This is a genomic window from Paraburkholderia denitrificans (assembly GCF_042655705.1).
GTDB classification, from domain to species: Bacteria; Pseudomonadota; Gammaproteobacteria; order Burkholderiales; family Burkholderiaceae; genus Paraburkholderia; species Paraburkholderia denitrificans.
The window spans coordinates 1-14,354 of sequence record NZ_JBHSMP010000013.1 but is presented as its reverse complement, the minus strand read 5'-3'; the positions used below and the strand labels follow the sequence as shown (position 1 = coordinate 14,354).

At 65.0% G+C, this 14,354-nt stretch carries 13 protein-coding genes; 3 read left to right on the top strand and 10 right to left on the bottom strand.

The genetic code is table 11. The features are described 5' to 3' along the window. Positions 1-115: 115 nt before the first annotated feature. A complete protein-coding gene (locus ACFPTO_RS09515) occupies positions 116-3,709 on the bottom strand; it encodes an indolepyruvate ferredoxin oxidoreductase family protein (RefSeq protein ID WP_377711089.1) in 3,594 nt (1,197 codons plus the stop codon). A 404-nt stretch (positions 3,710-4,113) separates the two neighbouring features. Here ACFPTO_RS09515 and ACFPTO_RS09510 point away from each other — a divergent pair, with 404 nt between their 5' ends. Then, positions 4,114-4,302 (top strand): hypothetical protein, encoded by a 189-nt coding sequence (locus tag ACFPTO_RS09510; RefSeq protein ID WP_377711088.1) that lies wholly within the window; start codon positions 4,114-4,116, stop codon positions 4,300-4,302. Between the two features lie 177 nt (positions 4,303-4,479). Here the strand turns inward: ACFPTO_RS09510 and hppD are convergent, their stop codons facing one another. Then, a complete protein-coding gene (gene hppD / locus ACFPTO_RS09505) occupies positions 4,480-5,577 on the bottom strand; it encodes a 4-hydroxyphenylpyruvate dioxygenase (protein WP_377711087.1) in 1,098 nt (365 codons plus the stop codon). A gap of 203 nt (positions 5,578-5,780) precedes the next feature. Between hppD and ACFPTO_RS09500 the strand changes: the two genes are divergently transcribed. Further along, positions 5,781-6,293 (top strand): Lrp/AsnC family transcriptional regulator, encoded by a 513-nt coding sequence (locus tag ACFPTO_RS09500; protein WP_377711085.1) that lies wholly within the window; start codon positions 5,781-5,783, stop codon positions 6,291-6,293. Positions 6,294-6,377: 84 nt separating this feature from the next. Here the strand turns inward: ACFPTO_RS09500 and ACFPTO_RS09495 are convergent, their stop codons facing one another. From ACFPTO_RS09495 to paaA, 8 genes are all read right to left on the bottom strand, one after another. After that, positions 6,378-7,043, bottom strand: a complete 666-nt coding sequence (locus ACFPTO_RS09495) for a GNAT family N-acetyltransferase (RefSeq protein WP_377711083.1) — start codon at positions 7,041-7,043, stop codon at positions 6,378-6,380. A gap of 256 nt (positions 7,044-7,299) precedes the next feature. Further along, positions 7,300-7,902 (bottom strand): TetR/AcrR family transcriptional regulator, encoded by a 603-nt coding sequence (locus ACFPTO_RS09490; protein ID WP_377711081.1) that lies wholly within the window; start codon positions 7,900-7,902, stop codon positions 7,300-7,302. 4 nt (positions 7,903-7,906) lie between these two features. Then, positions 7,907-8,707 (bottom strand): DUF1835 domain-containing protein, encoded by an 801-nt coding sequence (locus tag ACFPTO_RS09485; protein ID WP_377711079.1) that lies wholly within the window; start codon positions 8,705-8,707, stop codon positions 7,907-7,909. Positions 8,708-8,851: 144 nt separating this feature from the next. Then, the gene (paaE, locus tag ACFPTO_RS09480) at positions 8,852-9,940 is read right to left on the bottom strand and encodes a 1,2-phenylacetyl-CoA epoxidase subunit PaaE (RefSeq protein ID WP_377711077.1); all 1,089 of its coding nucleotides are present in this window, start codon (positions 9,938-9,940) and stop codon (positions 8,852-8,854) included. A 1-nt stretch (position 9,941) separates the two neighbouring features. Beyond that, positions 9,942-10,490 (bottom strand): 1,2-phenylacetyl-CoA epoxidase subunit PaaD, encoded by a 549-nt coding sequence (paaD, locus tag ACFPTO_RS09475; protein WP_377711076.1) that lies wholly within the window; start codon positions 10,488-10,490, stop codon positions 9,942-9,944. Positions 10,491-10,543: 53 nt separating this feature from the next. Then, positions 10,544-11,350 (bottom strand): 1,2-phenylacetyl-CoA epoxidase subunit PaaC, encoded by an 807-nt coding sequence (paaC, locus tag ACFPTO_RS09470; protein WP_377711074.1) that lies wholly within the window; start codon positions 11,348-11,350, stop codon positions 10,544-10,546. 16 nt (positions 11,351-11,366) lie between these two features. After that, complete coding sequence (gene paaB, locus ACFPTO_RS09465) at positions 11,367-11,651, bottom strand: 1,2-phenylacetyl-CoA epoxidase subunit PaaB (protein WP_377711072.1); 285 nt, start codon at positions 11,649-11,651, stop codon at positions 11,367-11,369. 67 nt (positions 11,652-11,718) lie between these two features. After that, complete coding sequence (paaA, locus tag ACFPTO_RS09460) at positions 11,719-12,729, bottom strand: 1,2-phenylacetyl-CoA epoxidase subunit PaaA (RefSeq protein ID WP_377711070.1); 1,011 nt, start codon at positions 12,727-12,729, stop codon at positions 11,719-11,721. Between the two features lie 261 nt (positions 12,730-12,990). Between paaA and ACFPTO_RS09455 the strand changes: the two genes are divergently transcribed. Continuing rightward, positions 12,991-14,253 carry an SGNH/GDSL hydrolase family protein gene (locus ACFPTO_RS09455; protein ID WP_377711068.1) on the top strand — a complete coding sequence of 421 codons (1,263 nt, stop codon included), beginning with the start codon at positions 12,991-12,993 and terminating at the stop codon, positions 14,251-14,253. Positions 14,254-14,354: the final 101 nt, after the last annotated feature.

The following is a 14,354-nucleotide window of genomic DNA, read 5'->3' as shown; positions in this document are numbered from 1 at the left end:
GTTGATCTGAGCGCATCCGGTCGATGCGATGCGCTCAATGAAAAGGGCGCTCCGTTTTCACGGAGCGCCCTTTGTTTTTACGGCAACTTTAGCGTTCTAAGCCAACGTCAACCCATCATGCTGCGTGACGCGCCGCGCCGCCCTGCGGCGAGCGCCACTTGTCGAGCAGCGCCGCCCACTTCGCGCGCACGGCTTTCAGGTTGTTCTCCTTCACGTGGCCGTAGCCGCGAATGCCGTCCGGAAGATCCGCCAGTTCGACCGCGAGCGCGAGATTGCCGCTGTCGACGCCCTTGATCAATTCACGCACGAGCGCTTCGTACTCGCCGATCAGCGCACGTTCGTGACGCCGTTCCTCGGTGCGGCCGAACGGATCGAGCGCCGTGCCGCGCAGGAACTTCAGCTTCGCGAGCACGCGCATCGCCGTGAGCATGCGCGGACCATACTGCTTCTTCAGCAGATGGCCTTTGTCGTCGTGCTTCGCGAGGGACGGCGGCGCCAGGTGGAAGTTGAGCTTCCAGTCGCCCTCGAAGCTCGCCTTCAGCTTCTCGATGAACGCCGGATCGGTATACAGGCGCGCGACTTCGTACTCGTCCTTGTACGCCATCAGCTTGTGCAGGTTCTTCGCGACGGCTTCGGTCAGCGCGAACTGGCCATCTGCCCGGTCGAGCTTGCCTTCCGCCGCGCGCACGTCCGCGACCAGCGCGCGATAACGCGACGCGTAGGCGTCGTTCTGGTACGCGGCGAGATACTGCGCGCGCTTCTCGATCAGCGCGTCGAGCGCCTTCGGCGTGTGCAGCGAGACGATCTTCGCACCACCGTCCATCGCCTGCGCCGCCGCGGGTTGCTTCACGAGCGCGTCGACCGAGGCGCGGTCGTGCGCCGTGCGGCGGCCCCACTCGAACGCCGCGAGGTTCTTCTCCACCTGCACGCCGTTCAGCTCGATCGCGCGCGTGAGCGACGCATGCCCGAGCGGCAGCCAGCCGCGCTGCCACGCGTAGCCGAGCACGAACGGGTTCGTGTAGATCGCGTCGCCGAGCAGCACGACCGCGTAGCGGTTCGCATCGATGGCGACGACGTTGTCCGTGCCTGCCGCTGCGCGTACATCGGCTTCGGTGTTCGTGCCCGGGAACTGCCACTTCGGGTTCTTGATGAACTCCGCGGTCGGCGTCGGCGCGCTGTTGAGCACGACGCTGGTCCGGCCGAGCTGCATGCGCGAAACGCAGTCGTCGCTGGCGGTCACGATGGCGTCGCAGCCGATCACGAGCTTCGCCTCGCCCATGGCGATGCGGGTCGCGTGGATGTCGTCGGGCCGGTTCGCGATCTGCACGTGGCTCATCACCGCGCCGCCCTTCTGCGCGAGGCCGGTCACGTCGAGCACGGTCACGCCCTTGCTCTCCAGGTGCGCGGCCATGCCGAGCAGCGCGCCGATCGTTACGACGCCGGTGCCGCCCACGCCCGTCACGAGCACGCCATAGGGCTGCGCGAGCGCGGGGATGTCGGGCGTCGGCACGGCCGGCATCGCGTCGTTCGCGACGCTGCTCGCGCCCGGCTTGCGAAGCTGTCCGCCGACCACGGTGACGAAGCTCGGGCAGAAGCCCTTCACGCAGGAATAGTCCTTGTTGCAGCTCGACTGATTGATCTGGCGCTTCGTGCCGTACTCGGTATCGACCGGCTCGACCGACAGGCAGTTCGACTGCACCGAGCAGTCGCCGCAGCCTTCGCAGACGGCCTCGTTGATCACGACGCGCTTCGCCGGATCCGGATACGTGCCGCGCTTGCGGCGGCGGCGCTTTTCGGTGGCGCAGGTCTGGTCGTAGATCAGGATCGTCGTGCCGGCGATCTCGCGCAGTTCGCGCTGGATCGCGTCGAGCTGGTCGCGGTGATGGATCGTGACGCCCGGCGCGAGCGAGGTCACGCCGTCGTACTTCTCGGGCTCGTCGGTGACGATCACGATCTTCGCGGCGCCTTCCGAGGCGAGTTGATGCGTGATCTGCGGCACGGTGAGCACGCCGTCCACGGGCTGGCCGCCCGTCATCGCGACTGCGTCGTTGTAGAGGATCTTGTAGGTGATGTTCGCCTTCGACGCGATGGCCGCGCGAATCGCGAGCAGACCCGAGTGGAAATAGGTGCCGTCGCCGAGGTTCGCGAACACGTGCTTGTCGTTCGTGAACGGCGCCTGGCCGACCCACGCCACGCCTTCGCCGCCCATCTGGCTGAAGGTGCTGGTGCTGCGGTCCATCCAGGTGGTCATGTAGTGGCAGCCGATGCCGGCCATCGCGCGCGAGCCTTCCGGCACGTTCGTCGACGTGTTGTGCGGGCAGCCCGAGCAGAACCACGGCTTGCGCTCGACCTGCACGCGCGGCTTCGCGAGCGCCTTCTCCTTCGCCTCGATCACGGCGATGCGCGAGGCGATACGCGCGCGCACGTCGGAGGGCAGATCGAACTTGTCGAGGCGCGTGGCGATGGCCTTGGCGATGATCGCGGGCGAGAGTTCGTAGTGCGCGGGCAGCAGCCAGTTGCCCATCGGCACCGACCATTCGCCACCGGCGCCGTCCTTCTCGTCGAACTTGCCGTACACGCGCGGACGCTGGGCGTCGGGCCAGTTGTACAGCTCTTCCTTGATCGCGTATTCGAGGATCTGACGCTTTTCCTCGACCACGAGGATCTCTTCGAGGCCGCTCGCGAACGCATGGGCGCCCTGGGCTTCGAGCGGCCACACGCAGCCGACCTTGTAGAGCCGCACGCCGATGCGCGAACAGGTTTCGTCGTCGAGGCCGAGATCGGTCAGCGCCTGGCGCACGTCGAGATAGGCTTTGCCGCCCGTCATGATGCCGAAGCGCGCGTGCGGCGAATCGATTTCGACGCGGTCGAGCTTGTTGGCGCGGACGTAGGCGAGGGCCGCATACCACTTGTAGTCGAGCAGACGCGCTTCCTGGACGAGCGGCGGATCGGGCCAGCGGATGTTGAGCCCGCCTTCGGGCAGGACGAAATCGCCCGGCAGGATGATGTCGGTGCGATGCGGGTCGATCTCGACCGAAGCCGACGATTCGACCACGTCGGTCACGCACTTCATGGAAACCCAGAGGCCGGAATAGCGGCTCATGGCCCAGCCGTGCAGGCCGAAGTCGAGGTATTCCTGGACGTTCGACGGGAACAGCACCGGCAGGCCGCAGGCCTTGAAGATGTGCTCCGACTGGTGCGCGAGCGTCGACGATTTCGCGGCGTGGTCGTCGCCCGCGAGCACGAGGACGCCGCCGTGACGCGAGGAGCCGGCCGAATTGCCGTGCTTGAACACGTCGCCGCAGCGGTCGACGCCGGGGCCCTTGCCGTACCACATCGAAAATACGCCGTCGTATTTCGCCGACGGGTACAGATTCACCTGCTGCGACCCCCAGACGGCGGTGGCGGCGAGGTCTTCGTTGACGCCGGGCTGGAAGACGATTCCGTGACCGGCGAGGTGCTGTTTGGCTTTCCAGAGCGACTGGTCGAGACCGCCGAGCGGTGAGCCGCGATAGCCGGAGATGAACCCCGCCGTATTGAGACCTGCTGCTTTGTCGCGTTCCTGTTGCAGCATCGGCAGGCGGACCAGCGCCTGGATGCCGCTCATGTACGCGCGGCCGCGATCGAGCGTGTATTTGTCGTCGAGCGTGACGGAAGCTAGCGCGGCTTCGAGCGAAGCACGCTGACCAGCGTCGAGCGGGGCATTCATTATGTGTACTCCTCCATCCACTATCGTTTTGAGATCGCCAGAACTCAGTGCCTCGACATCTTGTGAATGTTTTGGCCTGGCGCGCCATATTGGCGTGTTTTTACCGATGGTAGCACTGGGGCAAACCCGCCACTGGCGCCGCAAATCGGCTGAAACCCTTATTCCACGGCGATTTTGTGCGTTTCACGCGCCATCAAGGCGCCGCCCAGGTGTTGTAACAATGGATGTATCGGAATACCGCGTCGCGTAACAGCGTGTAAAACCTGCACTCCGACAGAACTGGTCTTGATATTTCTGTCTAACGGAATCACCTGTGCATTTCGCGCAGCGCCCCAGGCAGTCAATGGGGCACGACCGCAACAGGCGCAACAGACGCCGCAGGCAGCCTCAAAAAGGAGTACAGCATGAACAACCGACACATCCAGACCTTCCTGACGGTCTCGGCCGCTTTCTTCGCGATGAACGCGCCGCTGCTGGCGAACGCGCGCAGCCAAAGCGGCGCCGGTGAAACGACCCGTCCCGCGCAGTGCGCGCGGGCCGATGTCCGGGTTACGAACCCAACGACGGCTATGATCGCCGGCCGGAAATCCTGATGCTTTCCGCGACTTATTCATGACGCTGCGCTGATCCGCGCGGCGTTCCACCCACGAGAGCCTGCTGCCGGGTGTGCGGCGGCAGGTTCCAGAAAGACAAAAAGGGCGAAGATCGGCTGATCTTCGCCCTTTTTGCTTGTGCTTTGGCGGCAGTTAAATCCGCCGGTAAGTCCGCAGTCAAGTTTTGTCGTGCACGACGCCGCGACGAATCTGATCGAGCTCGATCGATTCGAACAGTGCCTTGAAATTGCCCTCGCCGAAGCCCTGATTGCCCTTGCGCTGGATGATCTCGAAGAAAATGGGGCCGATCTGGTTGGCGGTGAAGATCTGCAGCAGCAGGTCGCCGGGCGCGCCGTCGATCAGGATCTTGCGCTTCTTCAGTTCCGCGAGCGGCTCGCCGTGGTTCGGGATGCGGCGGTCCACGAGTTCGTAATAGGTGTCGATGGTGTCGAGCAGCGCGATATTCGCTGCGCGCACGCCGTCGACGGTCCGGTAGATATCGCTGGTGCCGAGCGCGATGTGCTGGATGCCTTCGCCGTGATAAGCCTCCAGGTATTCCTGGATCTGGCCCGGGGTTTCCGACCCTTCTTCGTTGATCGGAATGCGGATCTTGCCGCACGGCGAGGTCATGGCCTTCGACTTCACGCCCGTTACCTTGCCTTCGATGTCGAAGTAGCGGACTTCGCGGAAGTTGAACAGGCGTTCGTAGAACTCGGCCCACTCGTTCATGCGGCCGCGATGAACGTTGTGCGTCAGGTGGTCGATATAGGTGAGGCCGTGGCCGGCCGGATGCTGGTTGGCGCGGGGGATCGGTTCGAAGTCGACATCGTAGATGTCGATATCGCCGATGCTGCCTGGGGCGGCGTCGTTCTTGCCGCGCCAGCGGTCGACGAAATAAATCAGCGAGTCGCCGACGCCCTTGATTGCGGGGATATTCAGCTCCATCGGGCCGGTCTTGTTGTCGAAGCCCCAGGCGCCGAGTTCGAGCGCGTGCGCGTAAGCCTTTGCGGCGTCGCGCACGCGAAAGGCGATGGCGCAGATCGACGGACCGTGCAGGCGGGCGAAGCGCTGGGCGAACGAATCGGGTTCGGCGTTGACGATGAAGTTGATGCCGCCCTGGCGATATAGCGTGACGTTCTTGTGGCGGTGACGCGCGATGGCGGTGAAGCCCATTTGCTCGAACAGCTTGCCGAGCGCTTTCGGGTCGGGTGCGGTGTATTCGATGAACTCGAACCCGTCGGTGCCGACGGGGTTGTCCCAGGTGGAAATCTGCATGTTTGTCTCCTGTGTCGACCGGAGTTAGTGCTTCAGCACTTACTCCGGTCCCACGCAAAGCGCGTCGCTCAGAGTTAAAGCGCTTCAGCGCCTGTTCTGGTCCCATGCTAGCGGTGCGAATCGGGTGAAAACTTGCGAACTTAACCGTGCGAGTTGTAGATTGCGCTATAAACTGCCATCAAATCACAAATAAAAGGCAGAACATGGCGAATATCGAACTCGACGCAATCGACCGCCGGATTCTCGCGATCCTTCAGGAGAATGGGCGGCTCTCGAATCAGGACATCGCGGAGCGCGTGAACCTGTCGCCGAGCCCGTGCTTGCGCCGCATCCGCCGGCTGGAGGAAAGCGGCGTGATTCGCGGTTACGTGGCGCTGCTCGATCCGCAGAAGCTGGGGCTCGATTTGCTGGCCTACGTGAACGTGCGGCTCGAAAAGCGGGGCGGCTCGGCTGTGACGCGTGAGGGGCTCGTGGGCCGCACCGCCGCGACGCACGCCGAACTGTTCCGCGCGGCGGTGCAGGCCTGGCCGGAAGTCGTGGCCTGCCACGCGATGACGGGCGACATGGACTATCTGCTGCGCGTGCAGGTGGAGGATATGGCGCACTTCTCGCGCTTCGTGCAGGAGCAGTTGCTGCACCATCCGTCGGTGATCGACGTGAAGACGAGCTTCTCGCTGGAGGCGATCAAGGAAACGACTGCACTGCCGATCCTCTGAGCGCGGGTGGCACCGCGTTTGCCACAGAACGTAGAGGCGTAAAAAAAGCAGCCGAAGCCGCTTTGTTCGCTAATGGAGGGGCGCTCAGGCCGCGATGGTCTGCGGCAGGATCGCTTCGATCAGCTTCGAAGCCCGGCAAGCCTGACGCTTGATCGCGTAGTCGAACGCCGCGGCTTGCTCCTGGAGCATTTCCGAAATGATGCTGCTCTGGTCGGCCGGTTCCAGCGACAGATACGCGTCGGCTTCGCCGTAGGCATATTCGATCTTCATGCCCGACTTCCTGGCGATGTGCATCATCTTCGAATTGCGCGACAGGCAATGCATGTAGAGCGTCGTCACGTGGGTGTTGCGGCTGCGGATCGCTGCGCGCTCGAACAGCTTCGAACCGATGCCCTCGCCGCGCGCGCTTTCGAGCACGGAGACGCCGAATTCCGCGGTGCGGCCATTGCCGTCCGCCGGCAGATAGGCGAGGTGCCCGACACCGACCAGTTCCAGTTGGCCATCGAACACGCCGAATACGGTGTCGCGCATGAAGTCCATCGACCCGACGTATTTCTCGATTACGTGGTCCGGCGCGGCCTGGCCGAAGCGCAGCAGGCGGTCGTCGGTGGCGAGTGCGAGGAAGTGGCCGAGCAGGCGCTCGCGGTCGGCCGAGGTGAGGACGCGCACCATGACAGTCGAATGACCGGACGACAGCGTATGGCCGGACGGCAGGATCGGCTCGTTCGCGTGCGTCGAAATCGTGTTCATGGGCGGGTTCTCCTTGGCATGCGGGCGCATGATGCGCCGCAAAAACAGATTCTAGCGGAAACCCTGGGATCGATCTAGGGAAAACCCCAATTTCCGACCCGAATGTTGACACTAATTCACAGACGAATTGTCGCAGTCCATTGATTTCACGGATTTAATTCTTTTGAAGGGAAACCCGGGATGCACGGGTTGTCACTGGAATGTCATGTTGCATCGCAGCAAATGATTCGGCTCAAACCTAAGACCAATGCCGGTTTCATGCGGATTGCATCCCGTGATCGATCACGCCGATCACCTGTTCGGCGAAGTCGCGGTAGCCCATCCGGCCCCCCGGCTTGAGCCACGTGAACGTCCAGTTGATCATGCCGAACACCATCATGGTCAGCGCCGTCTGGTTCTCGGTGCTCACGCGTCCGGGGTAGGCGCGCGCGAGCTGGCGCGCGAACGCGGCGACCACGTCGCGCTGGCGGTTCAGGATGATCTCGCGCTGCGCGTCCACGAGGTACTTCACGTCGTTGAGCAGCGCGACGTGGCGGCTGTGCGACGTCTCGTATTCGGCAAGGAACGCGCGAATCAGCTCGGCAAACGTCTCGCGTTCGTCGAGGCCCCGCCGCTGGCTCGCGCCGTCCACCTCCGCGATGATCAGCATCAGCCGCTTCGTATAACGGTCGAGCAGATCGAAGAGGATCGCTTCCTTGCTCTCGTAATAGTGGTAGAGACGGGCCTTCGACGTGCCGCTCGCGGCCGCGAGATCGGACATGGACGTGCTCGGATAGCTCGTCTGCGCGAACTTCGCGGCTGCGAGGTCGAGGATCTGCTCGCGTTGCGTTTCGTGGTCGGGGGCTCGGGTGCGGGCCATGGTGTCAGCGGGGGAGAGAGGGGGGCGCAGGCACGTGTGCGGCGGCCATCGACGCGGGCGGCTGGGTCAGTGCGCACGCGGCGGACATGTCGTCGCGCAGGCCCAGTTCACCGGCCGCCGCGAGTTCGTGGAGGCGCCACAGCACGACCCGCTCGCTCACTGGCGCGTCCGCATCGCAGGAACGCAGGGCAGCCATGATGGCGGTCGGCGCGAGCCACGGCTCGTGCGCAGCGCCCAGGATCGCGACGATCGACTGATCGAGGTCGGCCCAGGTGCCGCTCGTAAAGGTATTGTCGTGCCAGCGGCGCGTCTCGCCGTTCGCGAACTTCGTCTCTTGCCATTCGAGCGCGAGCCGCGTGATGCGCAGCACCGAGATCGGCGCGGCATCGGGCAGGCGCGCGCGCAGCCGTTCCACGGCGGCATCGCCTGCGACATCGCTGTCGGCGAGGCGCACCTCGTTCAGGCGCTGCGGCGCGTTGCGCAGCCGGTAGCAGATGCGCCGAAGCGTCAACTGGTCGCTGGCGGCATTTGTGTGCCAGATCACCACATTGGCGTCGTCGGCTTCGAGGGCGGCGAGCGCCGCGCAGTCGCCTCCGGTCAGCATCTCGGGCACGCTATCGAGCCCCTGCCAGAACGCAGCGCGCCGCGCGGCGCCCCGGTCGCTGGGGTCGTCGATATCGCGTAGCGGGCCGACGGTGAGATCGTCGGGGAGTGCGATCACGCGATCAGCGCGGCCGTTTGCGTCGAGCGCCTGGCGCAGCGCCGCCGCAACGGGCTCGCCATGGGTGAGGTGAATCGTGGTCATCGGCGGCTCATCGCAATCAGGGGATACCGAAATAAAAAAGGGACCGCCCGCTATCCGGATTTGTACCGGTCGCGGGCGGCCCCTAGTGTAAGCGGATCGCCTGAGGGCCGAAAGCGAACTGTGGCTTAAGCTTATCGTTCGTCGTTATCGTTCGTCGTAACTGACGACGATCCGATCGCTGACCGGATGACACTGACAGGTGAGCACGAAGCCGTCCTTCAGTTCCTGCTCTTCCAGCGTGTAGTTCCGGTCCATCTTCACTTCGCCCTCGAGCACCTTCGCGCGGCAGGTGCAGCACACGCCGCCCTTGCACGCGTACGGCAGCGCCAGACCCGCGTGCAGCCCGACGTCGAGCAGACTCGCGCCCTCGTAGGGCAGGCGCAGCCTGCGCGTCTTGCCGTCGAGCACGATTTCCAGCTCCGCCGCCGGGGTGTCCGCGGCAATCTCGACCGGCGGCGCACCCGCCTGCGGCAGCGGCGCGCCAAAGCGCTCGACGTGCACGTTCTGCGCCGCCACGCCCGCCGCCTTCAGCGCCGCTTCGGCGGCATCCATCATCGGCGCGGGACCGCAGATGAACGCCTCGTCGATCTCGCCGGGCGGCACCAGCGTGTCCAGAAACGCCGCGCACTTCGCCTGGTCGAGCACGCCGTTGAAGAGTTCGACCTCCTGCCGGTCGTCGGAGAGCACGTGATAGAGCACGAAGCGGCTCATGAAGCGGTTCTTCAGGTCTTCGAGTTCCTCCGCGAACATGATCTGGTCGACGCTGCGGTTGCCGTAGACCAGCGTGAACGCGCTGCGCGGCTCCAGTTCCAGCGTCGTCTTGATGATCGCGAGCACCGGCGTGATGCCCGAGCCGCCCGAGAACGCCACGTAGTGCTTGCCGTGTTCCGCGTTCAGGTGCGTGAAGAAGCGGCCGTCGGGCGTCATCACCTCGATTTCGTGCCCCGGCGCAAGCTGCTCGAACGCGAAGTTCGAAAAGCGCCCGCCGCGCACGCGCTTGATGCCGATGCGCAACTCGCCGTCGCGGTCGTAATCGGTCACGCCCACGCAGATCGAGTACGAGCGGCGCGTCTCTTCGCCGTCGATATGGGTCTTGAGCGTGACGAACTGCCCCTGCGTGAAGCGGTACGCCTCGCGCAGCGCAGGCGGAACATCGAACGCGACGGAGACAGCATCCGCGGTTTCGGGCCGCACTTCACGGATACGCAGCGAATGGAATTGCGGGGTGGCCATATCAGTACGGTTTGAAGTAGTCGAAGGGTTCGCGGCAGTCGTTGCAGCGGTACAGCGCCTTGCAGGCGGTCGAGCCGAACTGCGCGAGGCGTGCGGTGTGCGGCGAGCCGCAATGCGGGCAAACCGGCGCGGCTGGCGGCACGAAGGTGAGCGGCTGCTCGTGCAGCGCTTGCGCGCCGCTGCCGCACTGGCCCGTGGGCGGCGCGATGCCGAACGCGCGCAGCTTCTCGCGCGCCGCTTCGCCGATCCAGTCGGTGGTCCAGGCGGGCGTGAGCGCCGTCTCGATGCGGTAGGGCGCAAGACCTGCGCCGTCGAGCGCGCGCGCGACGTCCCCTGCGATCTGCGACATCGCCGGGCAGCCCGAATAGGTGGGCGTGATGACCACTTCGATCCGGCCGTCGACGCCGCGGCGCACCGCGCGCAGGATGCCCAGTTCGCGGATCGAGACGACCGGAATCTCCGGATCGGGCACCGATTCGAGCGCTTCCCAGGCGCGGGCGAGCGCGTGGTCCGTCTTTGCCTCTATCTTTGTCTCTCTCGTTGCCTGCATCGTGGCGTCCTCCTGAAGCGGTCTCACGTAACCTCGCGCGCCTTTACCAACCCCTACCAGCGCGCGCCCGGATGCTGGCGCGCGAGGCTCTGCATCTCGGCGAGCACGTAGCCCATGTGCTCCGAATGCTCGCCGAGCTTGCCGGTCGTCACGTGCGCGACCGGCGCGGGCAGCGCGAGCGTCGCCTCGTCGATGGCCGGTTCCACGTCGGCGCGCCAGGCCGCTTCGAGCTGGGCGGTGAGCGGCGCAATGCCCGCTTCGGCCACGCTAGTCTCCACGGCATCGGTGCTGAAGAATTCACGCGTGTACGGCATCAGCCAGTCGAGCGCGGTCTGCACACGGCGGTGCGATTCGTCGGTGCCGTCGCCAAGCCGCACCAGCCAGTCGCGCGCGTGGTGGACGTGATAGCGCGTCTCCTTGAGCGAGCGCTCGGCGATTGCGGCGAGCTGCGCATCGGCCGATTGCAGCAGCGCGCGCCACAGATGCGCCATCAGCGTCGCGTAGAGGAAATTGCGCACGATCGTCACGGCATAGTCGTTGGGTGCGTGCACGGTGCCCGCGAGCGGGCCGAAGTGCGGCAGCTCGGTGAGCGTGTAGTTCCTGAACTCGCGCTCGTCGCGGAAGTAGGCGTAGTCGTCCTCGGTGCGCTCGGGGCCGCCGCGCGCCTTCTCCAGCGTCGCGGCGTGCGCGTAGAGCAGGCGCGCCTGGCCGATCAGATCGAGGCTCATGTTGGCCAGCGCAATGTCCTCCTCGAGGACCGGGCCGTGGCCGCACCATTCCGTATTGCGCTGAGCGAGGATCAGCGCCGTATCGGCGAGGCGCAGCACGTAGGCGAGATGTTCGGGCGTGGGCGTCGTCATGTCGTGCGCTCTTCTATTACATGTGGTTGACTTCGTCGGGCAGCGTATAGAACGTCGGATGCCGGTAGATCTTGTCGCCGGCCGGCTCGAACAGCTCGGCCTTCTCGTTCGGATCCGACGCCGTGATCGCCGCGGACGGCACCACCCAGATGCTCACGCCTTCCTGGCGGCGCGTGTAGACGTCGCGTGCCATGTGCAGCGCCATCGCCGCATCCGCCGCGTGCAGGCTGCCGCAATGCTTGTGGTCGAGCCCCTGCTTGCTGCGCACAAACACTTCCCAGATCGGCCATTCCTTGTTCATTCCTGCTCTCCTTTGATGTCTGTTTCGGCGTGTCGGCGCTCGCCTTCTGCAACAGGTTGCGGCGGGCTCAGGCTGCGTGCTGTTGCGCACGCTCGATCTGCTTTTGCGCATGGGCAAGCGCGGCTTCGCGCACCCACGTGCCCTCGTCGTGCGCCTTCACGCGCGTGGCGAGGCGTTCGCGGTTGCACGGGCCGTCGCCGTTCACCACGCGCCGGAATTCTTCCCAGTCGATCGCGCCGTACTCATAGTGGCCGCGCGCTTCGTTCCACTTCAGGTCTGCGTCGGGCAGCGTCACGCCCAGCACGCGCGCCTGCTCGACGGTGGCGTCGACGAACTTCTGGCGCAAATCGTCGTTCGAGATGCGCTTGATCCCCCATTTCGTCGACTGGTTGCTGTGCACCGACTCGGCATCGCCCGGACCGAACATCATCAGCACCGGCCACCACCAGCGGTTCACCGCCTGCTGCACGAGCGCGCGCTGCGCGTCGGTGCCCTGCATCATCGCGAGCAGCGCATCGAACCCCTGACGCTGATGGAACGACTCCTCCTTGCAGATGCGCACCATGGCGCGCGCGTACGGGCCGTAGCTGCAGCGGCACAGCGGGATCTGGTTCATGATCGCCGCGCCGTCGACGAGCCAGCCGATCACGCCGACGTCCGCCCAGGTTGGCGTCGGATAGTTGAAGATACTTGAATACTTGGCCTTGCCGGCGTGCAGGGCGTCGACGAGCTGTTCGCGCGAGACGCCGAGCGTTTCGGCCGCGCTGTAGAGATACAGGCCGTGGCCGCCTTCGTCCTGCACTTTGGCGAGCAGGATCGCCTTGCGCTTGAGGCTGGGGGCGCGCGAGATCCAGTTGCCCTCGGGCAGCATGCCGACCACCTCCGAATGCGCGTGCTGCGAGATCTGACGCACGAGCGTCTTGCGGTAGGCGTCGGGCATCCAGTCCTGCGGCTCGATCTTGCCGTCGGCGGCCATGACGGCGTCGAACCGGGCCTGCTGCGGCGTCGCGGGTGCCGTATCGGGTGCCGTGTCGAATGCCGTGGCGTTGCCGGGGATGTCGAGCGATTGGGTGTACATGGCGGACACTCATATGAACGTTAGCTATGCGGCGCAGTATAAGCCAACCGACCGGTCGGTAAATGATTTTTTGCGCTTGCGCAAAAACCGGCGGATCGGGAGGTGTGTCGAGTGAGTTTTGGCGAGTCGGATGGGCGTTGCACAGGCTGCACTGGGTTGTTCGCAATGCAGCCGAGTTTTTTCGCTCCGTTAGCGAGATCGACAGTGCCTCGCGCGTAGCGTCGGGCACAATCGACGTTTTGCTCCTGCCTTTCCTGCCGGATGAAGCTTTCCCTCTCGAGCGTTGCGGCCAGTGCCGCGCTTTTTGTAGCGTTGGGCATTGCCGCCCCGGCAGGTGCGGACCAGCCGTCGGCTACATGGGTGACGAGCTGGGCGACGGCGCTGCAGCCGATTCCACCGCTCGTTGCGCCGCCGCCGCTTTACCGCGCGCCAGACGTTGCAGGCCGCACCGTCCGGCAGATCGTGTATCCGACATTGGGCGGCCGGATCGCGAGGATTCACATCAGTAACGAGTACGGGCGCGTGCCGCTTGTCATCGAATCGATGGGGATCGCACCTTTGGCGGGCGGCGCGGCGACGAGCGCGACGGGTGCCGCGCAGGTGACCTTCGGCGGACGACCGGATGTATCGGTGCCGCCGGGTGGCGAACTGGATAGCGATCCGGTAGAGATCGACCTGCGCACCGGAGCGCCGTACGCGATAAGTTCCTACATGGGGCCTCACCAGACGATGACAGCTTGGCATCGGGTGAGCAGTCAGCTGAACTACGTCTCGCCTCCGGGCGACCACATTGCAGACGCCTCACCCTCCGCCTTCGCCCAGCGATTCACGCAGTACGCCTGGGTGACGGGATTGGCCGTCGATGCGCCACAGGCATCGACGGTCGTCGCGATCGGCGATTCGATCACGGATGGAATGCGGTCGTCGCTCAATCGGAACCGACGCTGGCCGGATGCGCTGGCGCGGCGCCTCACGCGTGCGCAGCGGACGGATTTGGCGGTGATCGATCTCGGGATTAGCGGAAACCGCTTGCTGAGCGACTCGCCTTGTTACGGTGAGGCGCTGGAGCGGCGTTTCGAGCGCGACGCGCTGCGCCACCCGGGCGTGAAGACGGTGGTTCTGCTTATCGGCATCAACGACATCAATTTCCAGGTGATGCCGGCCCGGGCGGGACTAGACTGCGACGCGCCGCATACGCAAGTGAGTGCGGAAGATCTGATTGCGGGCTACAAGCGCGTGATCGCGCTGGCGCACGCGCGCGGCGTGCGCATTCTTGGCGGGACTTTGACGCCGGCGTCGCTGCCGCAGGCGCGCGAGACAATCCGGCAATCGGCTAATAAATGGATTCGGACCAGCCACGCGTTCGACGACGTAGTCGATTTCGACGCCGCGCTGCGTGATCCCGTTGATCCTGTGCGATTGCGCCGCGAGTACGACAGTGGCGATCACATCCATCCGAGCGATGCGGGTTATACGGCGATGGCTGACGCTGTGCCGCTGGCGGCGCTTACCGGAAACCGGTAGAAAATTTTTCTCCGCGCCCCCCTTGCGCGATGGGGGGGAGGGCGGTAAGATTCGCCCCCTTCGCAGTACGGACGTGATGAAACAGGCGTCCGGGCAGCGGA

Bases quoted from the DNA above. Each gene is read 5' to 3' on its own strand.
- ACFPTO_RS09515 (WP_377711089.1), bottom strand. From the start codon at position 3,709: ATGAATGCCCCGCTCGACGCTGGTCAGCGTGCTTCGCTCGAAGCCGCG.
- ACFPTO_RS09510 (WP_377711088.1), top strand. From the start codon at position 4,114: ATGAACAACCGACACATCCAGACCTTCCTGACGGTCTCGGCCGCTTTC.
- hppD (WP_377711087.1), bottom strand. From the start codon at position 5,577: ATGCAGATTTCCACCTGGGACAACCCCGTCGGCACCGACGGGTTCGAG.
- ACFPTO_RS09500 (WP_377711085.1), top strand. From the start codon at position 5,781: ATGGCGAATATCGAACTCGACGCAATCGACCGCCGGATTCTCGCGATC.
- ACFPTO_RS09495 (WP_377711083.1), bottom strand. From the start codon at position 7,043: ATGAACACGATTTCGACGCACGCGAACGAGCCGATCCTGCCGTCCGGC.
- ACFPTO_RS09490 (WP_377711081.1), bottom strand. From the start codon at position 7,902: ATGGCCCGCACCCGAGCCCCCGACCACGAAACGCAACGCGAGCAGATC.
- ACFPTO_RS09485 (WP_377711079.1), bottom strand. From the start codon at position 8,707: ATGACCACGATTCACCTCACCCATGGCGAGCCCGTTGCGGCGGCGCTG.
- paaE (WP_377711077.1), bottom strand. From the start codon at position 9,940: ATGGCCACCCCGCAATTCCATTCGCTGCGTATCCGTGAAGTGCGGCCC.
- paaD (WP_377711076.1), bottom strand. From the start codon at position 10,490: ATGCAGGCAACGAGAGAGACAAAGATAGAGGCAAAGACGGACCACGCG.
- paaC (WP_377711074.1), bottom strand. From the start codon at position 11,350: ATGACGACGCCCACGCCCGAACATCTCGCCTACGTGCTGCGCCTCGCC.
- paaB (WP_377711072.1), bottom strand. From the start codon at position 11,651: ATGAACAAGGAATGGCCGATCTGGGAAGTGTTTGTGCGCAGCAAGCAG.
- paaA (WP_377711070.1), bottom strand. From the start codon at position 12,729: ATGTACACCCAATCGCTCGACATCCCCGGCAACGCCACGGCATTCGAC.
- ACFPTO_RS09455 (WP_377711068.1), top strand. From the start codon at position 12,991: ATGAAGCTTTCCCTCTCGAGCGTTGCGGCCAGTGCCGCGCTTTTTGTA.